This window comes from Clostridium carnis (genome assembly GCF_054657435.1).
The window spans coordinates 1,812,599-1,835,153 of the sequence record NZ_BAAHYS010000001.1 but is presented as its reverse complement, the minus strand read 5'-3'; the positions used below and the strand labels follow the sequence as shown (position 1 = coordinate 1,835,153).

20 protein-coding genes are annotated in these 22,555 nt (G+C 28.1%); 2 read left to right on the top strand and 18 right to left on the bottom strand.

Going from position 1 to position 22,555, the window contains the following annotated elements; translation table 11 throughout:
• Positions 1-111: 111 nt before the first annotated feature.
• The 8 genes from wecB to ACYQ1T_RS08765 form a co-directional block, all read right to left on the bottom strand.
• Entirely contained in the window at positions 112-1,263 is a 1,152-nt protein-coding gene (gene wecB / locus ACYQ1T_RS08800; RefSeq protein ID WP_459834035.1) for a non-hydrolyzing UDP-N-acetylglucosamine 2-epimerase, read from the bottom strand.
• A gap of 387 nt (positions 1,264-1,650) precedes the next feature.
• A complete protein-coding gene (gene upp, locus ACYQ1T_RS08795) occupies positions 1,651-2,280 on the bottom strand; it encodes a uracil phosphoribosyltransferase (RefSeq protein WP_459834027.1) in 630 nt (209 codons plus the stop codon).
• 34 nt (positions 2,281-2,314) lie between these two features.
• Complete coding sequence (gene rpiB / locus ACYQ1T_RS08790; RefSeq protein WP_459834025.1) at positions 2,315-2,764, bottom strand: ribose 5-phosphate isomerase B; 450 nt, start codon at positions 2,762-2,764, stop codon at positions 2,315-2,317.
• Positions 2,765-2,854: 90 nt separating this feature from the next.
• Entirely contained in the window at positions 2,855-3,904 is a 1,050-nt protein-coding gene (locus ACYQ1T_RS08785) for an L-threonylcarbamoyladenylate synthase (RefSeq protein WP_459834023.1), read from the bottom strand.
• Positions 3,905-3,923: 19 nt separating this feature from the next.
• Complete coding sequence (locus ACYQ1T_RS08780; RefSeq protein WP_459834021.1) at positions 3,924-4,511, bottom strand: hypothetical protein; 588 nt, start codon at positions 4,509-4,511, stop codon at positions 3,924-3,926.
• Positions 4,512-4,571: 60 nt separating this feature from the next.
• The gene (gene prfA / locus ACYQ1T_RS08775; protein WP_459834019.1) at positions 4,572-5,657 is read right to left on the bottom strand and encodes a peptide chain release factor 1; all 1,086 of its coding nucleotides are present in this window, start codon (positions 5,655-5,657) and stop codon (positions 4,572-4,574) included.
• A gap of 63 nt (positions 5,658-5,720) precedes the next feature.
• On the bottom strand, positions 5,721-7,478 hold the full coding sequence (gene prmC, locus ACYQ1T_RS08770) for a peptide chain release factor N(5)-glutamine methyltransferase (protein ID WP_459834017.1): 1,758 nt from the start codon (positions 7,476-7,478) through the stop codon (positions 5,721-5,723).
• Positions 7,479-7,499: 21 nt separating this feature from the next.
• Positions 7,500-8,087 carry a thymidine kinase gene (locus tag ACYQ1T_RS08765; protein WP_459834015.1) on the bottom strand — a complete coding sequence of 196 codons (588 nt, stop codon included), beginning with the start codon at positions 8,085-8,087 and terminating at the stop codon, positions 7,500-7,502.
• A gap of 153 nt (positions 8,088-8,240) precedes the next feature.
• Here ACYQ1T_RS08765 and rpmE point away from each other — a divergent pair, with 153 nt between their 5' ends.
• A complete protein-coding gene (gene rpmE / locus ACYQ1T_RS08760) occupies positions 8,241-8,447 on the top strand; it encodes a 50S ribosomal protein L31 (RefSeq protein WP_459834013.1) in 207 nt (68 codons plus the stop codon).
• A gap of 170 nt (positions 8,448-8,617) precedes the next feature.
• On the top strand, positions 8,618-9,712 hold the full coding sequence (locus ACYQ1T_RS08755; protein WP_459834011.1) for an MGDG synthase family glycosyltransferase: 1,095 nt from the start codon (positions 8,618-8,620) through the stop codon (positions 9,710-9,712).
• Between the two features lie 48 nt (positions 9,713-9,760).
• On the opposite strand, the gene rho is transcribed toward ACYQ1T_RS08755, so the two are convergent.
• The 10 genes from rho to ACYQ1T_RS08705 form a co-directional block, all read right to left on the bottom strand.
• A complete protein-coding gene (gene rho, locus ACYQ1T_RS08750; protein WP_459834009.1) occupies positions 9,761-11,176 on the bottom strand; it encodes a transcription termination factor Rho in 1,416 nt (471 codons plus the stop codon).
• A 381-nt stretch (positions 11,177-11,557) separates the two neighbouring features.
• Positions 11,558-13,165 carry a CTP synthase gene (gene pyrG, locus ACYQ1T_RS08745; RefSeq protein ID WP_459834007.1) on the bottom strand — a complete coding sequence of 536 codons (1,608 nt, stop codon included), beginning with the start codon at positions 13,163-13,165 and terminating at the stop codon, positions 11,558-11,560.
• A 162-nt stretch (positions 13,166-13,327) separates the two neighbouring features.
• Entirely contained in the window at positions 13,328-13,630 is a 303-nt protein-coding gene (locus tag ACYQ1T_RS08740) for a hypothetical protein (RefSeq protein ID WP_459834005.1), read from the bottom strand.
• A 152-nt stretch (positions 13,631-13,782) separates the two neighbouring features.
• Positions 13,783-14,202, bottom strand: coding sequence for a YwiB family protein (locus ACYQ1T_RS08735; RefSeq protein ID WP_459834003.1), 420 nt, complete (start codon positions 14,200-14,202; stop codon positions 13,783-13,785).
• A gap of 9 nt (positions 14,203-14,211) precedes the next feature.
• On the bottom strand, positions 14,212-15,201 hold the full coding sequence (locus ACYQ1T_RS08730; protein ID WP_459834001.1) for a tRNA 4-thiouridine(8) synthase ThiI: 990 nt from the start codon (positions 15,199-15,201) through the stop codon (positions 14,212-14,214).
• A gap of 106 nt (positions 15,202-15,307) precedes the next feature.
• Positions 15,308-15,967 carry a stage II sporulation protein R gene (spoIIR, locus tag ACYQ1T_RS08725; protein WP_459833999.1) on the bottom strand — a complete coding sequence of 220 codons (660 nt, stop codon included), beginning with the start codon at positions 15,965-15,967 and terminating at the stop codon, positions 15,308-15,310.
• A 61-nt stretch (positions 15,968-16,028) separates the two neighbouring features.
• Positions 16,029-16,874: a 4-(cytidine 5'-diphospho)-2-C-methyl-D-erythritol kinase gene (ispE, locus tag ACYQ1T_RS08720; protein ID WP_459833997.1), complete on the bottom strand. Its 846-nt coding sequence runs from the start codon at positions 16,872-16,874 to the stop codon at positions 16,029-16,031.
• A gap of 129 nt (positions 16,875-17,003) precedes the next feature.
• The gene (cphA, locus tag ACYQ1T_RS08715) at positions 17,004-19,628 is read right to left on the bottom strand and encodes a cyanophycin synthetase (RefSeq protein WP_459833995.1); all 2,625 of its coding nucleotides are present in this window, start codon (positions 19,626-19,628) and stop codon (positions 17,004-17,006) included.
• Positions 19,609-20,445 carry a cyanophycinase gene (locus ACYQ1T_RS08710; RefSeq protein WP_459833993.1) on the bottom strand — a complete coding sequence of 279 codons (837 nt, stop codon included), beginning with the start codon at positions 20,443-20,445 and terminating at the stop codon, positions 19,609-19,611. The genes cphA and ACYQ1T_RS08710 overlap by 20 nt, the downstream gene beginning before the upstream one ends.
• Before the next feature lie 162 nt (positions 20,446-20,607).
• Positions 20,608-22,191 carry a DUF3794 and LysM peptidoglycan-binding domain-containing protein gene (locus ACYQ1T_RS08705; protein ID WP_459833991.1) on the bottom strand — a complete coding sequence of 528 codons (1,584 nt, stop codon included), beginning with the start codon at positions 22,189-22,191 and terminating at the stop codon, positions 20,608-20,610.
• Positions 22,192-22,555: the final 364 nt, after the last annotated feature.

Sequence of the window (22,555 nt, the reverse complement as noted above, 5' to 3'; positions counted from 1 at the left end):
ATAACCTCCTATTTTTTATCGTTTGAATTGTCTAATTTGTTAAACAATTAACACAATTTAATTATACCACTTTCTTTTTTATATTCAACCAAAATTTTATAATTTTACCATTTATCTAATGAATTCTTCTACCTTCTCTTCTCTAATACCAAAATATTTTTCTATAGCGTCTGCTATTCTCTTAGATGCCAATCCATCTCCATATGGATTTACAGCTTTACTCATAATTGTATAAGCCTCATTATTATTTAATAACGTATTTGCTTCTTCAACTATTTTTTCAATATCTGTTCCTACTAACTTAACAGTACCATATTCTACAGCCTCTGGTCTTTCTGTAACATCTCTTAAAACTAACACTGGTTTTCCAAGATGTGGAGCTTCTTCTTGTAATCCGCCAGAATCTGTCATAACCATAAATGCTTTATTCATTAAATTATGAGTTTCTTTTGTATCTAATGGTGGTAATAAATGAACTCTTTCTTTATTTCCTAATTTTTCATTTACTACATCTTTAACAACTGGATTTAAATGTACTAGATATACTAACTCTACATTTTCATTTTCATCAACTATCCTATTAAGAGCTTCGCATATATTTTCTATACCCACTCCCCAATTTTCTCTTCTATGAGCTGTTATCATTATTACTTTTTTATTATTAAAATCAATTTTATTTAATTCTTTATTTTCAAAAATATAATCTTCTTTAACTGTATGAAGCATAGCATCAATAACTGTATTACCTGTTATATATACATCTTCTTCATTTACACCTTCTCTTAATAGGTTTTGCTTTGACCCCTTAGTTGGTGCAAAATGTAAATCAGCTAGTGCTCCTGTAAGTTTTCTATTCATTTCTTCTGGGAATGGGAAATATTTATCAAACGTTCTAAGTCCAGCTTCTACATGACCAACTTTAATTTGTTGATAAAAAGCTGCTAAAGCACCTGAGAATGTGGTAGTAGTATCTCCATGTACTAAAATCATATCTGGCTTTTCATTTAAAAATACTTCTTCTAGTCCTTCTAGCACCTTATTAGTAATTCCTGTTAAAGTCTGTTTACTTTTCATAATATTTAAATCAAAATCTGGAGTTATATCGAAGTATTCTAAAACTTGATCTAGCATCTCTCTATGTTGGGCTGTTACACAAACCTTAGACTCTATTCCTTCTCTTTTTTCCAATTCCTTTACTAAAGGTGCCATTTTTATAGCTTCAGGTCTAGTCCCAAAAATAGTTATTATTTTTTTCTTATCCATATTTGTCCTCCTACTAGTATCCTAGTTTTAATTTTATAGCTAAAATATTTTTATTTATCTAATTAATCAATTCATAATATGTATATATCCTTACTATATCTTATTACAACTTCTTTTATTCCTTAATATATACTTTCTAAAATCTATATTTAAATATCTCTATGTAACGTTTATAAACTTCTAGAATTTATTTACCATAATTATACACTTTAAGAATTATTAAAACAAATATTTAATCCTTAAATTTTCACTATAAATTTATTCATGTTAAAAGTCCTTGAAATTATAAGTATTCCAAGGACTTTTTATATTTTAAACTTTGCTTATATATTGTCTTAACTTTAATATACTTTCTAACTAATTAATTTATAATACTAAAAAGTTAAATTATTTAGTTCCAAATAATCTATCCCCAGCATCTCCTAATCCAGGTACTATATAGCCGTTTTCATTTAATTTTTCATCTATTCCACCAACATATATATCAACATCTGGATGAGCTTTTTGTACAAATTCAATTCCTTCTGGAGATGAAATTAAGCACATAAGTCTTAAGTTTTTTGCTCCTCTCTTTTTCAACATTTGGATTGCATCAGCTGCTGATCCTCCTGTTGCAAGCATTGGATCTACAACTATAACATCTCTCTCTGCAATGTCTTGTGGTAATTTACAGAAGTATTCTACTGGTTGTAATGTTTCTTCATCTCTATATAATCCTACATGTCCAACCTTAGCTGCTGGTATAAGCTTAAGCATTCCATCAACCATTCCTAGTCCTGCTCTTAATATAGGAACTATAGCCATTTTCTTTCCTGCTAACATTTTACACTTTGTTTTACAAATTGGAGTTTCTATTTCAACTTCTTCTGTACTTAAATCTCTTGTTACTTCATATGCCATAAGCATTGAAACTTCTTCAACTAATTCTCTAAAGTCCTTTGAACCTGTTTCCTTATTTCTTATAAATGCTAATTTGTGTAATATTAGTGGGTGATCAATTTGTGTAACTTTACTCATTTATGAATTCCTCCTGCTATTTCCTAATTTTATATTATTTATTATATTTTTTTTCTATTTCAGCTATTTTATTTATTCTTCCTTGGTGTCTATCGCCTTCAAATTTTGAATCTAAAAATGTTTTAACAATATCTAATGCAAGACCAACACCAACAACTCTTTGCCCTAAAGTTAATATATTAGCATCATTATGCTCTCTTGTAGCGTGAGCACTGAAAGTATCTGAACATAAAGCTGCTCTTATACCAGGAACCTTATTTGCTGCTATTCCTATTCCAATTCCTGTACCACATACAAGTATTCCAAAATCAAATTCTTTATTTGCTACAGCTTCCGCTACTGGAAGTGCATAATCTGGATAATCACATGATTCTGCAGTATGTGTACCAAAATCTTTAACTTCATATCCTTTTAAATTTAAATAATTTAAAATTTCTTTTCTTAATTCTATTCCTCCGTGATCTGAGCCTAATGCTATTCTCATAAAACAGATACCTCCTAAGTAATGTAATTAATAATTTAGATATTAATTTATATAAAAAAAGAAGAAAAGGTCCCCCCTTCCTCCCTAATGTTATACTTCTATTATGTCAAATCCAGCTGCCTTATTTAATCTATTCATAATTGCAACACCAACATTTTCCTCTTCAAATGATCTACATAAAATTATATCTACACCTAAATCATCACACTCTCTAAGCGCTTCAAAGAGATTTCTTGCAATTTCTTCGAGATTTTTTTCACTACCTAATGAAATTATTTTTCCAGCATTAAAGCTTTTTATATTTTCATTTGTAGTTAAAATAGCAACCTTCTTATAATTTTCTATATAATTGTGTACTATTTCATTAATTTTTTCAATAGTTTTTTCATTATTTCCTTTTATTATTTTTAAAGTTGCCTTCGGAGCATAATGTCTATATTTCATTCCAGGGGCCTTTGGCTTTAAATTTTCATCGGGTTTTCCCTTTATTGCCTCATCAATATTTATACCTGGATGAATTTCCCTTAACATTTCTAATGTTATTCCACCTGGTCTTAAAATTAACGGAGGATTTACAGTACAATCTACTATTGTAGATTCCACTCCAACATCACTTTTTTCTCCACCTAATATATAATCAATTTTTCCTGATAGATCTTCTATACACCTTTCAACTTCTGTTGGACTTGGTCTGCCTGATATATTAGCTGATGGTGCTGCTATTGGAACTTGTGATAACTCTATTAATTTTAAAGCAATGCTACTACTTGGCATTCTAACACCAATAGTATCTAACCCTGCACTAGTGACATCTGGAATCACATTCTTTTTTCTTAAAATTATCGTTAATGGACCTGGCCAAAATTTTTCTATAAGTTTATTTGCAACTTCTGGTACCTCTTCAACAATAGACTTTATATCCTTTGATGAAACATGAACTATAAGAGGATTATCTTGTGGTCTTCCTTTTGCCTTAAATATCTTTTTTACCGCTTCTGTATCTAAAGCATTTGCACCTAATCCATAAACAGTTTCAGTAGGAAATGCAACTATTCCACCTTCTTTTATTATTTCCGAAGCTTCATTTATATATTTTATATCTTCATTAACATTTTTTATAATAGCTACCTTTGTTTCCAAAAGATTTACCTTCTTTCTTTTAAAATTCGATTTGTCCTCTTGCTATTTTTATATTATCTATAGCTGATGTTGTATATGCAGCTCTCACACAATTTTTGTATATAGTGTCCAATAACGAATATTTTTTCAATGCGCCTCTTCTAACAACTTGAAAATAATATATATTTTCAGGGTTCATTCTTTTTAATCTTAAATACTCTTCTGCTGCTTCAGGATATTTTTTTATAAAAGCCTTAGTTATTGCTTTTAATCCATTATTTCTAAACCTAACAGGAGTTATAATTACAATTTCTAATTCTTCCATTTCTTTGAAAGTATGTATTATGGCAACTTTATCACATAAAATAACATTTTCTTTTATAAATATTCCACTTTTAAATCTTAATTTATTATTACTACAGTGAAAATCTAACCTATAATAATTACCTTTTATAATACATGCTAATATTATTAAAAGTTCTATTATTCCTAAATACCCCCATATAAACAAAGAGTTTATTCCTGCTAAAAAAGTAGTTAAAGGAAGCATTACAAATAATATTAGCATTAAAGAAAAGAAATATTTTTTATGTCTATTTTCCTTTTTTATGGCTTTATTTATTTTCATTATAATTGCCTCCAATTGTTTTAAAAGCCCTACATATATTATGCAAGGCTTTTAAAGCTATTAAATAGCATCAGTATTTCCCATTTTTTTCATCTTTTCTGCTTGATCTGCTGTAATTAATGCATTAATTACTTCATCTATATCTCCATTTAAATAACTTTCTAATTTATATAAAGTTAATCCAATTCTATGATCAGTAACTCTTCCTTGTGGATAGTTATAAGTTCTTATTCTTTCACTTCTATCTCCTGATCCAACTTGGCTCTTTCTGTCCTCAGCTATTCCTGCATTTCTTTCTGCTTCAGCAGCTTCATATAATCTTGATCTTAATACTTTCATAGCTTTTTCTTTATTTTTAAGCTGTGATTTTTCATCTTGACACGCAACAACAAGACCACTTGGAATATGGGTAATTCTTACTGCTGAGTCTGTAGTATTAACGCATTGTCCACCGTTACCTGATGATCTATAAACGTCTATTCTTAAATCTTTATCATGAATTTCTATTTCTACATCATCTACTTCTGGAAGTACTGCAACAGTTGCTGTTGATGTATGTATTCTACCACTTGATTCAGTATCTGGAACTCTTTGAACTCTATGAACTCCACTTTCATATTTAAGTTTAGAATATGCTCCATTTCCTTTAATCATGAATACAACTTCTTTAAATCCACCAATGTCAGTTTCATTTGCACTCATTAATTCTACTGACCATCTTTGAGTTTCAGCGTATCTTGTATACATTCTAAAAAGATTTGCTGCAAATAGAGCCGCTTCATCTCCACCTGCTCCTCCTCTTATTTCAACAAATACGTTTTTATCATCATTTGGATCTTTTGGTAATAGAAGAATTTGTATTTCTTTTTCTAATTCTTCTTCTCTAGCTGTAAGCATTGTTATTTCTTCTGAAAGCATTTCTCTCATTTCTTTGTCACTTTCTTCAGATAACATCTCTTTATTAGCTTTAAGATCCTCTGTAACTGTTCTAAATTCTTTGTATGCAGTAACTATAATTTCTAAATCAGCATGTTCCTTACATAGCTTTCTCCATTCACTTTGGTTAGCCATAATTGAAGGGTCTGATATTTTCACTGATAGTTCATCATATTTATTTTCTATAAAGGCTAATTTATCTAATAACATAAGTATCACTCCGTACTATATTTTTTCACATTTTACTATTATATCACATTAGGTAGAATTTTATCAACAATTAAAGTTTCCTATTATAACTCTATCTAATCCTGCTAAATCTTTTGTTATTTTAATATTATAAAATCCAGCCACTGACATTAAGTTCTTTAATTCTTCCCCTTGATCATGACCTATCTCAAAGGCTAATACGCCTTTATCATTTAAAACTAATTTACTTTCTTCTATTATACGTCTATAGAATATAAGTCCATCACTTCCCCCTGATAAAGCAGTATGTGGTTCATATTTTTTTACATCATCCATTAAAGTTTCAATAATATCCTCTTTAATATATGGTGGATTTGATACAATAAAGTCATATTTTTTATTTTTTTCTATAGATTTAGCTAGTAGGTCACTTTTTATAAAACATACTCTTTCTTCTAAGTTATGTCTCTTTATATTTCTTTTAGTTACCTTCTCTGGTATATTATAAAAATCTATTTCTTCAACTTTTATATTCTTTTTATAATGTGCTAATGATATTCCTATAGCACCACTACCAGAACACAAATCACATACTTCTATCTCTATATCTTCTGGAATAAGCTTTAAAACTTCTTCTACCAAAATTTCTGTATCTGCTCTTGGTATTAGAACACCTTCTTCTACATCAAAATCTAATCCCATAAACTCTGTTTCTCCAAGAATGTATTTTAAAGGCATTTTATTTTCCCTCTTACTTATTAAATTCTCAAAAGTTTTTTTATCTTCATTACTTACTTTTTTATCTCTATTTGTTATTATAAACAATTTATCCTTATCTAAAACATTAGCAAGCAATAATTGTGTATCTAATAAATAAGCTTCAACATTAGCAGCTTTTAACTTCTTAGTTCCAAATTCTATAAGTTCTCCAATAGTTTTTTCCGGTTGCTTTAAACCTTCTGCTGCTAATAAAGATGCTATAGCAACCTCTAATTGAGAATCATCTGGTTCCTTAGTTGTAAGCTCTTGGAGTTTAATCCCAGGATAAGATACTATTTTAGCAAGTTTATTATTATTTTTTCCAAGCCACCTTATTATTTCATAAGTTATACCAGAAACAACTGGAACTAAGATTATTCTTAATACTAATCTTTGTAGGAATCCTCCCCACCCTGTAAAACTAAATATAATTATACTTACAAACATAATTAAAAATAAGAAATTAGTTCCACATCTAGGATGAAATCTACTAAATTTTCTAACATTTTCCACTTTTAATTCTTCACCAGCTTCATAGCAAAATATAGTTTTATGTTCTGCACCATGGTACTGAAAAACTCTGTATATATCCTCCATTTTACTTATTGAAAACATATATATAAGTAGAATTATTATTCTTATTAAAGCTTCTATTAAATTTAAAGCTAATGGAGTAAGTCCCAAACCTTTGAAAGCTGCTGCTATCCCTGTTGGTATTGCTAAAAATAACCCCATTGCTAAAAACATAGATAAACATAATGTTACCCATATTATAATATCATTTGCTTTTTCTCCAAATTTTCTTTTTAACCAATCTTCAAATTTTGATGGCTCTGTATCCTCAAAAAATGACGCTGAATAACTTAAAGTTTCTATTCCTGTTACTAATGAATCAATTAAAACAAATGCTCCTCTGATAAAAGGAATATTTAAAAATTTATATTTCTTTGTAATAGGTAAAACTTTCTTAAAATCAACTTCTATTTTCCCACTAGGTGTTCTTATTGCGGTAGCTTGCCCTTTACTTCCTCGCATCATTACACCTTCTATTACAGCTTGCCCTCCAACCTCACACTTTTTCATTTTACCACTCTTCCTAATCTCTTATTTTTTATTTTTATATTTAAAGAAACAATTTCCACATAATGATTCATATTCTACATTATCTATATGGTCTATAGCTATTTGTTCACCTTCAAATACAAATTCTCCATTTATTTTTCTTCCATTAAATAAAGCTTTTCTGCCACACTTACAAATTGTTTTCATTTCTTCTATACTATGCGCAATTAATAAAAGTCTTGTGCTACCTTCAAATCCTTGCATTCTAAAATCTGTTCTTAATCCATAACAAATAACTGGTATATCTAATACAACTGCCACTTCAAATAATTGGTCAATTTGTTTTGCCTTAAAAAATTGAACTTCATCTACTAATATACAATGAATTTTTCCATTAACTTCACAATATTTTTTTACATTCTCAACTATATTATCTTCTTCTGTAATTTTAAAATCTACTGTTCTTTCAACCCCTAATCTTGAAATCAGCTTATCTCCACCCTTTTTATCTGTAGATGGTTTTATCAAAACAACCTGCATTCCTCTTTCTTCATAGTTATATGCAACCTGCATAAGGTGAGTTGACTTTCCTGAATTCATAGCTCCATATCTAAAATATAACTTACTCATTAACGCATTCTCCTTCTTGCCTATATATATTCGATTATAGCATTTTACACTAGTATTAATAAAGATATTTTTGTTATGTTATCCTCCTTGACTGATTCATTACGCTATGATATACTCAAGAAGTTATTTATGTAATCGAAAGAGGTGAAAAATATGAGAGAAGGCATACATCCAGAATACAACCACGAAGCTGTAGTTAAGTGTGCATGTGGAAATACTTTTACAACTGGTTCAGTTAAAGATGAACTTAAAGTAGAAATATGCTCTAAATGCCACCCATTCTTCACTGGAAAACAAAAAATTATCGATGTTGGTGGAAGAGTTGACAAGTTCAACAAGAGATTCAACCTTAACAAGTAGGAAATTCTGGGAAAGACGTAGTCTTTCCCATTTTTTCTTTTATTTTTAATATTTCTTAAGTTTATAGCAATGTTATTTTTTTATGGTACAATATATATTATAATTTTATTATATTTAATATTATATACATGGAATATATGTATATTTGTGTAAAGTGAGTGTTATCATATATGAAAAAAATTTTAATACTTAGTACTTCAACTGGTGAAGGTCATAATCAAGCTGCAAAATCTATATCAAAATCTTTTGAATCTAAAGGGTATGAAGTAATAATAAACGATTTTCTTAAAAGCAACAGTAAGTTACTAACTAAAGCCTTTATAGGAGGCTACTCTGTATCAGCATCAATGATTCCTAAAACATATGGAATCGCTTATAAATTAACTGATTGTAGTCTTTCGAATAAAGTTTTGTCTTTAGTATTCTATTTTACTCGTCGTAAAATACTAAAACTAATTAATTCAATTAATCCTGATGTAATTTTACTAACACATCCATTTGCTGTTAGTATTCTTGGAAGTTTAAAACGTAAAGGATTAAATATACCAACTATGGTTATAGTAACAGACTTTAAAGCCCATTCAACTTATTTAGATAATAAAATAGATGCTTATATAACTGCTAGTAAATCTACTAAAGACGATTTAATAAAAAAAGGCATTAAAGAGGAAATAATTTACCCTCTAGGAATTCCTGTTAAAGATGAGTTTAGTGAACATAGATTTGGTGTTGCTTGTACTAAGACTGATAATTATTTTAATATTCTCTTAATGAGTGGAAGTATGGGACTAAAAAACATATCATATGTTTTAAACGAATTATTAAATAATGAAAATAAATTAAGAATAACAGTTGTTTGTGGAAATAATATGAATCTTAAAGAATCCTTACTCAAAAAACATAAACATGTAATTAAGGATAAAAAACTTCATATATTAGGCTTCTCTAAGGATATAGATACTTTAATGGAGTATTCAGATTTAATAATAAGTAAACCTGGTGGTTTAACTGTTACAGAGGCCATAATGAAAAACCTTCCACTTCTTATTCCTTTTGCTATCCCAGGACAAGAAACACAAAATGTTGACTTCCTTACATCAAATGGATATGCAATATATGTTGATAATTTATTAGAAATAAACCTTATAATAAATAAGTTTATTTCTGATCCAAATGAATTAATTAAAATGCGTAAAAAATTATCACAGCTTTCTTCTACATATTCTAAAGAAAAAATTGTAGATTTAGCTGATAGCTTCTTATAAAAAAAGGTTAAATTTAAAAGTCAAGACTTTTAAATTTAACCTTTTATTTTATTTTCTTTCTATTTCACTTCTATTAAAAATACTTATAAATTCCTTATTATTTTTTGTTTTTGATAACATTCCAATAAGTTTTTCTGTTACATTTTCAACATTTCCGTCTCTATACATAACACGTCTTATTGAATATGCCACTTCTTTTTCTTCCTCAGTTAAAATTAAATCTTCTTTTCTTGTACCTGATTTATAAATATCTATAGCTGGGAATATTCTTCTTTCTTGTAATCTTCTATCCAAGTGAACTTCCATATTTCCAGTTCCCTTAAATTCTTCAAAAATCATATCATCCATTCTAGATCCAGTATCAACTAAAGCAGTAGCTAATATAGTTAAACTTCCACCCTCTTCTATTTTTCTAGCTGCTCCAAAGAATTTCTTTGGCATTATTAACGCTCCTGGGTCTAATCCACCTGATAAGGTTCTTCCCGTTGGGGTAATAGTTAAATTATATGCTCTTGAAAGCCTTGTTAAACTATCCAATAATATAACAACATCTTTCCCTTGTTCTACCATTCTTTTTCCTCTTTCAAGAACCATTTGAGATACTTTTGCATGATTTTGAGGCTCCTCATCAAAAGTTGAATAGATAACATCCCCATTAATTGATCTTTTCATATCTGTTACTTCTTCTGGTCTTTCATCAATTAATAAAACTATAAGCTTTATATCTGGATGATTTATTGAAATATTTTGAGCTATCTTTTTTAATAATGTAGTTTTTCCTGCTTTTGGAGGTGCTACTATTATCCCCCTTTGCCCTTTACCAATTGGACATACTATATCCATTAATCTAGAAGATAAATCTTTTTCATTTTGAGTTTCTAAATGTAGTCTTTCTTTTGGATATATTGGTGTTAATGTTTCAAAGGATTTTCGTCCAACAGCTCTTTCAGGATTTTCTCCATTTACACGTTCAACAAATAACAATGCTTTGAACTTTTCTCCCTCTTTAGCTTCTCTTACCTTTCCTTCTACCTCATCTCCTGTTCTTAAATTAAACCTTCTAATTTGTGATGGAGATACGTAAATATCATTTTCACCTGTTTGATAATTATTACATCTTAAAAATCCAAAGTTATTATTTTCTAATATCTCTAAAACACCTTTTGCTGTGTTTGATTCATTTATCATAACCTTTAATCTTTCTTTTTTCTCTTCCCTATTTTCATAATTACTCTCTACAGGTTTAAGATTACTTTCAGTTTTAATAACTTCTTCTATTCTTACTTTTGGAGTAATTTTTTCTTGTAATATAACTCCATTCTTTTCTATTGATTTAGGAGATTTCTCCAATATTATATCTATTAATTCTGATTTTTTTAATTTGCTTATATTCTTAATTTCTAATTCTTTTGCTATATCCTTTAGTTCTGCTAAAGTTTTTTTTTCAAAAACATCTTTTGTCAAAATGACACCTCCATTTTAATAATATAATATTTTATTTTTTAATGTAAATAACTTATTTATAAACTAATAAAACATTATATATTTCTTTATATAAAAACTTAATTAAATTTTATTATTAATTTACTTTGGGATATTAAATAGAGATCTTAATATTTGTTTAAAGATATGTATCTTAAAGATTTATGTGTAACTTATATTATGAAGTAACTAACGTTAATTTTCAAGACTAATTTATTATTTATGTTTATTATTTTATCCAAAAATAATAATATATAATCGATAATTAATCATTCTATAAAGTATATTATTAACAAAAAAAAATCATGAGTATAAAGAAATAAATTTTATACTCATGATTTTTACTTATATAATTTATTGAAATTATTTCATTTTTTCATTTAGTGAAGCTCTTATAAAGCCAGTAAATAATGGATGTGGTCTATTAGGTCTTGACTTTAATTCTGGATGGAATTGTACTGAAACATACCATGGATGATTTTCAACTTCAACAATTTCAACTAGCTTTCCATCTGGACTTGTTCCAACAATCTTCATTCCTGCACCTGTTATTTGTTTCCTAAATTCATTATTAAATTCGTATCTATGTCTATGTCTTTCATATATTAATTCATCTTTATAATCTTTAAAGGCATCACTATTTTTATCTAGTTTACAAGGATATAATCCAAGTCTCATAGTGCCCCCTAAATCCTCTATGTCTTTTTGATCTGACATTATATCTATAACTGGGAATTTAGTTTCTGGATCTATTTCTGCACTATTAGCTCCTTCAAATCCTAATACATTTCTTGCAAATTCTATAACTGAACATTGCATCCCAAGACATATTCCTAAGAATGGTTTATTATTTTCTCTTGCAAACCTTATGGCATCTATCTTTCCTTCTACACCTCTATCTCCAAAACCTCCTGGAACTAATATTCCATGACAGTCTGATAAAATTTTAGAAACTGTTTCCTTAGTAACTTCTTCAGCATTAATCCACTTAATCTCTACATTAGTATCATTAGCTAATCCTCCATGATTTAAAGCTTCTACCACTGATATATAAGCATCATGTAATTCAACATACTTACCAACTAATGCAATTTTAACATTTTCATTAAGATGCTTTACCTTTCTAACCATCTCAATCCACTCTGTATTATCTATATCTCTGCAACCTAGTTCAAGCTTTTCACAAACTAATCTATCTAAACCTTCTTTATGTAACATAAGTGGTACTTCATATAAATGTTCTGCATCTAAATTTTGTATTACACATCTTCCTTCTAAGTTGCAGAACAAACCTATTTTAGCTTTTAAATCATCTGATATTTCTTTTTCTGATCTACAAACAATAATATCTGGTTGAATACCAATGCTTCTTAGCTCTTTTACAGAATGTTGAGTTGGTTTAGTTTTTAACTCTCCTGCTTTTCCTAAGAAAGGAACTAATGTTACGTGTATAAAGCATACATTTTCTCTTCCAACATCATATTTTATTTGTCTTATAGCTTCTAAGAATGGTTGAGATTCTATATCTCCAACAGTTCCACCAATTTCAGTTATAACTACATCTACATCTTTTTCTTTCGCAACTCTATACACTCTATCTTTAATTGCATTAGTTATATGTGGAATTACTTGAACTGTTCCTCCAAGGTACTCTCCTCTTCTTTCCTTTGATATAACTGACCAATATATTCTTCCTGTAGTTACATTATTATTTTGGCTTAAGTTTTCATCTATAAATCTTTCATAATGTCCTAAATCTAAATCTGTTTCTGCTCCATCATCAGTTACAAAAACTTCTCCATGTTGATAAGGGCTCATAGTTCCTGGGTCAACATTTAAATATGGATCAAACTTTTGAATAGATACTTTTAATCCTCTATTTTTTAATAACCTTCCTAAAGATGCTGCTGTAATTCCTTTGCCTAGAGAAGAAACTACCCCTCCAGTTACAAATATATATTTTGTATTCATCTTATCCTCCTGTGAAAATATATTTTTTTCTTGACACCATTCCCCTATCTTGTTATAATCATAATTACCTCACTAATTATGATGGGTTCAAAATATCTAAAATTTCATAAGCAATATACTAACACACTTTGTTTTTTTTAGCTAGTGTTTTTTTGTAGTTTTTTAAATTATTTTGTCTAAACCCTTTTCAATTTCAAAATATACCTCCCTAAATTTCTTATTTATAAGTAACTTTTCTTGAGCTTTATTCAAATTATAATTAACACTTCTATCACTTACTATATCAAGTCTTGCTTTTATTTTTTCTTTATCTAAACAATTATAATTTTTAAGCAATAATAACAATAAATATTTATTTTCCTTCTTTTTTAAAAATTTATCTAACTCTTTTAGATTCATTTTAAAATATGTACATAAAACATTTATAATAATAATTTCTCTGTCTATTCCTTTGGTGTATCTCATAAAATATCACCTCTTAATCTTTTTTTATATCATTGCCATTTCTAATAAGTAATATTCATTATAAAAAAATAGATATTAATTTATATTTTTAAATATTTTATCTTCAAATAAAAATATAAATAATATCTATCTCTTTAATTTAATATATTTTTTTATTCACTTAGTTTAATATTAACTGCAATTTTAGTCATTATAGGATCTTGACCTGATAAAGACATTGAATATTTAGCTATAATATCTCCACCATTCTCATTTATATCTATTTCTAAATACTCTGTATGTATTTGTAAATCCATCATACCATAAGGAGTGTTATATAAAGATATAGCTGTTTCTCCTTTTTTAAAATCCATTTTAGTACTAGTACTTCCTTCTCTCTCTAAGATAAATATATCTTCAAATATACTAAGTGTAGTTGTTGTTCCTTTCATTCCAGAGATTTCTGTTTCCTCATATTCAGCTTTAAAGCCATCATCGCAAACATAAAACATCCCAGGCGTTACAACTTCTATAACATCCTTTTTATCTATTTCAGTAAAGCTTTTTACTGAAATAAGCGCTTTTTTCCCCATACTTACCTCCTATTTTATAGCTATTAAATATTGTTGTAACTCTTCATCACTTATAGGTGAAACTTTTTTTACTCCATTAAATTTAGTTCCATATTCTCCATATTTAACTTCTACTAACTCTTCATTTCTTCCCTTACTATATCTAGCTGATATTCTAGCAGATATTTCTATTTCCCACTCTGTAGCTTCACCTTGAAGAACAACTAAAGCTCCAGTATAATTTGCTGTATGAAAGGCTATATATGTATTATCTATATATTTTTTAATTTCTTCAACTTCTTCAGCTGTTCTAGCTGCAATAACCTTACTCTTTTCACTTATTCTAAAATGTCTTCCATATCTTAAAAGTGATATTTCATTTTCACTCACTTCACTTTTATGATCTAGCATTTCCTTTAACCTAATAGCATAATTAGGTTCAGTTAGCTTACATCCGCCTGCTGGAGATGGATATTCCGTTATTCCCCATTTTTCAGCTAGCTCCATTTGAGGTTTTCTAGATCTTCCGGAAATTTTCATTAATTTTTCTCTATCTACTAAGCCTGACTTTTCCATTTCAGTTTCATCTAAATTTTTAGCACATAAAGGTCTTAATATTTTATCTCCAAACCCTGATTCTTTTTTTACTATATTTAACGCTTGCTTATTTTGCGACATAGGTCTTTGATTTAAAACCTCACCTGTTATTATAAAGTCAGCATTAAAATCTTCTAATAATTTACCTGAATATTTCATCATCATTGCATGACAATCTATACATGGATTCATATTTTTTCCCCACCCATGCTTTGGATTTTTAACCATATTCATATGCTCATTAGAAAAATCTACTACTTCTAAAGGTATATCAATTTGTTTTGTCATTTTTTTAGCACTTTCTTCACTAAAAAAATAAGATTTAAAGCATATTCCTATCACTTCTATCCCTTGGTCTTTTATTAACTTAGCTGCTAATATACTATCTAATCCACCAGATATCATGGCTAACGCTCTTGTCATTTTGTCTCCCCCTGAAATCAAATTTATTTTCATATACATTATAGTTTAAATTTCTTATTGAAATTAATCAAGTAATATAAGCTACTTTTATATTTTACTATTTTCATTATTTATTTTCACCAAATATTTTTTCTAATATTTTTGATTTAAACTGGACTTTTTTATTTTTTTCCTCTTTGATATTAATGTCTTTTTTATTTTTATATTCTTTAGAAAGAAGCTTACCTAAACTTTCCTCATTTTTTTTACTATTAACAGCATCTTTTGTTCCATCTACAAAACATAATGGAGGAAACATTACACACCACCAATTTTGACCACTAGCCTCTCCTATTAATATTCTAAAAGCTTCATATTCCCCTTGTGGAAAAACCATTTCCCCATAAACTTTATCTGGAAAATTTTCTCTTGAGAGCATACTTGTAACTTTATAAGTATATCCATTCTCCTTAATAACTTCAGATGATATTCTATTTATTTCATTTTTATTTGATAAAACAACCTCTCTAGCTTCATCTAAGCTAGTACAATTTGATAATTTTCCTGATATAAAGTCTATAACTTTATCTCTCACCTTAAGCTTAAGTGATTGATCTTCTTCACTATCACTATTAGCTATAACATGAAACCTTATAATTTTATCAACTATATCCTCATAAACTAACTCTTTTTCACCTAATCCTTGTATCCCACCACTGCTTGTACACCCACTTAAAAAACTTAAAACTAACATAATATTTAATAAAACAATAATTATCTTTTTCATAATATTAAAACCTCCTTATAGCATAAATTATTGCCATATATTGGAGGTTTATACTTGTTTTTTAAATTGTTCTTGTTATATATACATCATCATAACGTTCTTTAATTTTCTCAAAGTATCTTTGTGCATTTAGCATATCATCAAAAAATGCAAACACACTCGGACCACTTCCACTCATCATAGCTCCTAAAGCCCCACAAGACCTCATTTCTTCTTTTATCCCAATTAATACTTTATGCTTTCTTAAAGTTACATTCTCTAATAAATTTTTCATATTATTACATATAAATTCTAAATCATCTCTTTCAATTGCTTTGATTAACTCTTCAGTATTTGGATGATTTCTTACTTTTTTTAAATCAAAATCTTGATATACACATTTAGTTGATACTCCAAATGGTGGCTTTACCAAAACTATTATCTTATTCTTAAATGACTTTAGTTCAGTTACTTTTTCACCAATACCTTCACATAATGCTGTTCCACCTTTTATACAATAAGGAACATCAGCACCTAACTTTAAGCCAAGTTTCATTAATTCTTCATCTTTTGCATTAACCTCAAATAACTTATTCATTATACTCAAAACAGCTGCACAATCAGTACTGCCCCCAGCAAGCCCTGCTGCTACTGGTATATTTTTCTTTATTGTGATAATTACCCCTTCTTTTATGTTATATGTATCCTTAAATAACTTAGCTGCTTTATAAGCTAAATTTCTTTCATCTGTAGGTACATATGGCTTATTGCATTTAATTGTAATATCACTTTTTTGTTTTTCTATATTAATCTCATCATATAAGTCTATATTTTGCATTATCATTCTCAATAAATGATATCCATCAGATTCTCTCTTCCCTGTAATATCTAAAGATATATTAATTTTAGCATAAGCCTTAGCTTTCATATATTTCAAATCCTTTCATAAGCAATTTAACTTATTATCTTAAAATAAAGTTCAGAGAGATATCTCTGAACTTTATTTTAATTATATATTCTTTTTTTAATCTAGTAAATATATGAAAGTATTAAGTTTTTAATTAAATCCAAACTTTAAATGTTTTTCTTCATTATTTCTTAGATTTATTTCTTCTATAACATTTATTAATGGTTTTATCTCTTCAAAAAATACTATAACTGTATCTCCTTGCTTAGAAACACTTAACGCTTTTTTAAAGGCTTCAACCTCATCTAATATAACCTCTACATCTACTTTTTTCAAAGAAGTTTTTATTCCTTCTAGTATAACTTTTGCCATTTCACCAGAAGCTCTTCCTCTTTTTTCTCTATCTTCCTTTATTATTATTTTATCTAAAAACCTAGAAGATAACTCTCCTATACTTTTAGCCATTTCATCACTTCTATCTCCTGGAATCCCTATAACTCCACATACTTTTCCATTGTTAATATTTTTAACACAAGATAATACGGCTTTATATCCTTCAATATTATGACCATAATCTAATATAACATTTATACCATTAACATCATAACAATTAAATCTACCTAAGTTTTCTCTAGTATTTAATTTATAACTTTCAATACCATTTCTAATCATGCAATAATCAACGCCTATTCCAACCAAAGCACCGCATATTCCCAATATATTTTCAATGTTAAATTCAAGTGCTCCATTTAATGTTATTGGTACATCTTTTATGTTGCAAATATTATAAATTCTCCCCTTATTATTTACGATTATTTTTTCATCTTCTAAATAAACTACTATTCCACCATTATTTATTTCTTGTAATATTAAATCATTATTCTTATCTTTACTAAAATATATTTTATTAGCTTTTATTCTATCTATTACTTTTCTACTCCATTTATCATCGGCATTTATAACTGCATATCCATTTTCCTTTACAGCTTCTGCAACTAATGATTTTACATAACATAAATCTTCCATTGTATTTATATTATCTATTCCTAGATGATCTTCTGTAATATTAGTTATAATAGCTACATCGGCTTCATCATAAGCTAATCCTTTTTTAATTATACCACCTCTTGCAGTTTCAAGAACTGCTATATCAACATCTTTGTTTAGAAGTATGCTTTTAGCACTTTCAACTCCAGTATCATCTCCATCATCTATACATTGTCCATTAATATATATTCCATCAGTACTTGTCATTCCAACTATATATCCCATTTTAGAAAATGTATGACTTATAACTCTCGTTGTAGTTGTCTTTCCATTTGTTCCCGTTATAGCTATTATCGGTATATTTTTAGGATCATTATTATAAAGCATATTAATAACTTCTTTACCTACATCTCTACTTTTTCCTTTGCTTGGATAAATATGCATTCTAAGTCCAGGTGCTGAATTAACTTCCATTACTACACCATTACCTTTTAACGGAATAGATATATCTTTAGAACAAATATCAATTCCACAAATATCTAACCCTAACGCTTTTGCTGCACGGATACATATTTCTTTATTTTCATCACATATTATATCAGTACAATCTATAGCTTCTCCCCCTGTTGATAGATTTGCATTTCTTCTTAAATATAAGACTTTATCTTTATTTAATACACTTTCAATTTCATATCCTTGTTCTTTTATAAATTTTATTAATTCATCATCAATTTTAATTTTTGTTAAAGGTTTCTCATGATCTTCTCCTCTTAATGGATTTTCATTTAACCTTTTTATTAGGTTTAAAACATTATCTATTCCATTACCAATAACGAATGGTGGAATTCTTAAAGAGGCTGCTACAACTTTATTGTTAACTACACACACTCTATAATCTTTTCCTTCACAATATTTTTCTAATATTAGATCATTATATTTTTCTATCAATTTACTATAAGCTTCTAGTAATTCTTTTTTATTTTTTATATTTAAAATAACACCTTTACCTTGATTCCCATACTGTGGTTTTAAAACTACTGGATAACCTATATCATCGGCTTCTTTTAAAATATTTAATATATTAAAAACTTTACATCCTTTTGCAACAGGTATACTTTGCAAACTAAGTAACTCTTTTGTTAATAGTTTATCGCAAGAAATATCAACAGCTATACAGCTAGTGTTGCTTCCAATTGATGCTTCTATTATTCTTCCTTGCTTTCCATATCCTATTTGATAAAAATTCCCTTCTCCTAATTTAAGTACAGGAAGACCAATACTATTAGCCGCATCACATATAGCTCTAGTACTTGGTCCTATTTCCTCTTCACTTAAAAATTTTTCAAGAAGTTTTATTCTTTCTTCATAGTTTATAGGTTCCTTTTCTATTAAAGCATTTATTATGTCTACTGCTAATTTTGCTGTTTCAATCCCCACCTTAGGATACATATATTGAAATACTATATAATAGTCATCATCTATTATTTCTCTTGCCTTACCGTAAGAAGTATCTATTCCTAGTTTATTTTGTATTGCAATTATTATATGCTCACATATGTGAGCTAAATAAGTTCCTTCTTTTAACCTTTTTATAAACCCTTCATCCTCATCTATTCCACATCTATGTGTTCTTAGTTCTGGTATCATATTTACTAAATTAATATTGAAGTCTTCTATATCCTTACTAGGTGTCTCATTATATCCTTCTAAATTAACATCTATTCTAATGCACTTTTTATAAGAGTATATATTTTTCCCCTCATAAACTTTAGTTTTTACTATTTTCATAGCTACTTTTTTCCTCCTCAAAAGGTACCTTTGTTAAAAGATTAAACTTATTTCCTTCTTTTAATACATGTAATTTTACGTTAAACATACTTAGAACTTCCTCTGAATATTGTTCTGATACATTTGTATGCGTTATATTGCTTCCATCCACAAAATATACTGCTCCACTTCCTACAACTTCTGCTATTCCTTCATCACTAACTACAATAGATGTATCTTCATCTATTCCAACACCTAAAACTTCAGGATTTTGTGCTATTCCTGTTAATAATCTTCCAATTCTTCCTCTTTGAGCAAAGTGTTGATCTATTATTACATTTTTAACAAATCCCAAACCTGGTGACATTTTTAATGTACATTTTCTTGGAGATTCTTCATCATCTCCTTGAACTATCATAGTATCACTCATAACAGATGCACCAGCGGATGTTCCTACTATAATGCACCCTTTTTCACTTGACCTTTTTAAAGCATCATAAATAGGCGTTCCTCCAACCAAACTTGTTATTCTTAATTGGTCTCCACCTGTAAAAAATATAAGAGCTGATTCATCAATTAGATTTATATTATTTTCATCAAAGGAATGTTCTCTTTCTGTTATATCTAATCCCCTTATGTTATCTACACCTAATTGATTAAATACTTTTTTATATTTTTCAAAAGCTTCTTTAGGATATTCAGTAGCTATTGTAGCTACTAAAATAATATCTGAACTTTTATTTATTGAATTGCATACTCTTTTTAAAATCTCCTTATCGCCTTCCTTATCTTCTGCTCCTCCAATTATAATTAATTTTCCATTTATTTTTTCTCCCATAAATTCACCTCTAATCATGCATTTGTTATTTTATCCACCATCAATTGTTATTATTCATTATGAAGTAATTTAAAATATTCTAAACTAGAATTATAAAAAAGAAAGAGTATAGAAAACTTTCTATACTCTTTCTTACTTATTGATAATATAAATTGTTTTTATTTAAAATATAGCCCTTCCTGGAATTATAAGCTTATCTCCAGCTTCAATATCTTTCTCATCTTCTAAATCATTAAGTTTCATAAGCTCTTCAATAGTTGTATTGTATTTTTTAGCTAAATCCCATAAAGTATCTTTAGCTCCTACTACATAAATTGTAACTGATGCTTTCTTCTCTTTCTTTTCATCTGAGCCTTCAGTTATATCTACAACCCATTCTTTTTTAACTTTATAAGATACTTTAGCAACAAGCCCTACTGTTGCTCTTATAGCTATAGTATTTGCTTCTATGGTAGCATCAACATTTTCTACAGAAGCCTTTATAATGCATTCCATTCCTTTCTTAGCATCCTTTATATCAACTGCTGCAATAAATGGAATTTCTCCTACGCATAAACCATAATCATAATCTTCATCACCAGTTCTATATATTACTGATGCTTTTACTATTCCTTCAACTTTAACCTTATCATCTTCTACTATTTTATCTGTTACCATAGCTGTAGCTGATGTGCAGATAATTTGATCTAATTTTACTTTATCATCTTTTAAATAAATATTATCCTTAGCTATAACCTCTGTTCCACTAATTCCATGTATTACTCCAAATTCTTTATCACCTTTTGTTAATTCTATGTTCATAGTTGGTGAGTACGCATCTTTTAATAGTTCTATTTTCTCTTTAGAGTAAATTTTAACTTTACCTTTAACTAAAAACTCAAAATTTAATACTCTACTTTCTCCTAAATCATCTGCTGTTATGCTCCACTCACTATTTTTAATATTCATACTAAGTAAGCTTATCATTTCGTTAGTTATTCCTGGCATTTCCTCTTCTTTTGATAAATATACATCATCTTGAAGAGTTATAATGTCTTGATTTTCTTTTCCCTTATATAAAACTTCTATTTTGCAATAACATCCAATATAAACCTTCTCCTCACCAGTTTTTATTTCTTTTTTGTGAAGATTCATAGAACATTTTAATACTTCATCTATTTCAGGTTTATCCATTGTAACTTTAATTATAGATTTACCCATTAAATCTATTTCTTTTTCACCTTTTACACCATTAATTACTTCTTCTTTTTTAAGTACTTGAATATCTTCTTTACCTTCAATATCTTTTACATAATCAAATTCACCTGTTTTATATAATTCCCAATTTAATGCAAGTATGCCGTCTATACCAACTTTTCTTTCATTCATCCAACTTGCTTCAATATGTTCTATCTCACACTCAACCTCGCATAAGACTCTATGTTCATCATCTTCAAGCTCAAGATAGTTTGCGAACTTTTCTGTAAATAATACTGAATGGATCTTATTTGCTTGTACATCTGATGCAACTTCGTCCTTTGGTAAATAATATACGGTATAATTTAATTCACCTTCTACCATAACCTTATCACCAAGAACTTCTTTATTTGTTATAGCTGCATTTGCTTCTACCCCTAAAACCTCTTTCATATCAGGGTATTGTGACTCTCTTATTAAATGCTCTCCTTTAAGCACATGATTAGATGTGCTTTCTCTAAGCAACTGTTCATAGTGGACACTTTCTTTTATTACATCTATTTGTGACATATTATCCCTCCCCTAGAATACCTACTATAAAATATATTTCTAACGCTATATATTTATTCATTCATTTTGCAAATGTTTCCTAAAAAATTCCCTCAAATTCTACAAAAATATTACTGTTTTTTACATTTTAGTATTTTCATGCTTAATAATTGTCGAATTTTATTAATCTTTTAAAGTTTTTTTTATTTTTTTTAAATAAAATGTTGACACTAGGTAGAATATGTCGTATTATAAAGATGGTTATTGACCATATAACCTCTCATAAATTCTCAATACCCTTTTATACCATAGTTGAAAGATGGAAACCCACCATCTTTCTTTTTTTTATTCTTTTTTAAATATATTCATATAAAAAAAATATAGA

What these genes read in the sequence shown, in the direction of transcription:
- wecB (WP_459834035.1), bottom strand. Translation starts at nt 1,263, where the DNA reads ATGGATAAGAAAAAAATAATAACTATTTTTGGGACTAGACCTGAAGCT.
- upp (WP_459834027.1), bottom strand. Translation starts at nt 2,280, where the DNA reads ATGAGTAAAGTTACACAAATTGATCACCCACTAATATTACACAAATTA.
- rpiB (WP_459834025.1), bottom strand. Translation starts at nt 2,764, where the DNA reads ATGAGAATAGCATTAGGCTCAGATCACGGAGGAATAGAATTAAGAAAA.
- ACYQ1T_RS08780 (WP_459834021.1), bottom strand. Translation starts at nt 4,511, where the DNA reads ATGAAAATAAATAAAGCCATAAAAAAGGAAAATAGACATAAAAAATAT.
- prfA (WP_459834019.1), bottom strand. Translation starts at nt 5,657, where the DNA reads ATGTTATTAGATAAATTAGCCTTTATAGAAAATAAATATGATGAACTA.
- prmC (WP_459834017.1), bottom strand. Translation starts at nt 7,478, where the DNA reads ATGAAAAAGTGTGAGGTTGGAGGGCAAGCTGTAATAGAAGGTGTAATG.
- ACYQ1T_RS08765 (WP_459834015.1), bottom strand. Translation starts at nt 8,087, where the DNA reads ATGAGTAAGTTATATTTTAGATATGGAGCTATGAATTCAGGAAAGTCA.
- rpmE (WP_459834013.1), top strand. Translation starts at nt 8,241, where the DNA reads ATGAGAGAAGGCATACATCCAGAATACAACCACGAAGCTGTAGTTAAG.
- ACYQ1T_RS08755 (WP_459834011.1), top strand. Translation starts at nt 8,618, where the DNA reads ATGAAAAAAATTTTAATACTTAGTACTTCAACTGGTGAAGGTCATAAT.
- pyrG (WP_459834007.1), bottom strand. Translation starts at nt 13,165, where the DNA reads ATGAATACAAAATATATATTTGTAACTGGAGGGGTAGTTTCTTCTCTA.
- ACYQ1T_RS08740 (WP_459834005.1), bottom strand. Translation starts at nt 13,630, where the DNA reads ATGAGATACACCAAAGGAATAGACAGAGAAATTATTATTATAAATGTT.
- ACYQ1T_RS08735 (WP_459834003.1), bottom strand. Translation starts at nt 14,202, where the DNA reads ATGGGGAAAAAAGCGCTTATTTCAGTAAAAAGCTTTACTGAAATAGAT.
- ACYQ1T_RS08730 (WP_459834001.1), bottom strand. Translation starts at nt 15,201, where the DNA reads ATGACAAGAGCGTTAGCCATGATATCTGGTGGATTAGATAGTATATTA.
- spoIIR (WP_459833999.1), bottom strand. Translation starts at nt 15,967, where the DNA reads ATGAAAAAGATAATTATTGTTTTATTAAATATTATGTTAGTTTTAAGT.
- ispE (WP_459833997.1), bottom strand. Translation starts at nt 16,874, where the DNA reads ATGAAAGCTAAGGCTTATGCTAAAATTAATATATCTTTAGATATTACA.
- cphA (WP_459833995.1), bottom strand. Translation starts at nt 19,628, where the DNA reads ATGAAAATAGTAAAAACTAAAGTTTATGAGGGGAAAAATATATACTCT.
- ACYQ1T_RS08710 (WP_459833993.1), bottom strand. Translation starts at nt 20,445, where the DNA reads ATGGGAGAAAAAATAAATGGAAAATTAATTATAATTGGAGGAGCAGAA.
- ACYQ1T_RS08705 (WP_459833991.1), bottom strand. Translation starts at nt 22,191, where the DNA reads ATGTCACAAATAGATGTAATAAAAGAAAGTGTCCACTATGAACAGTTG.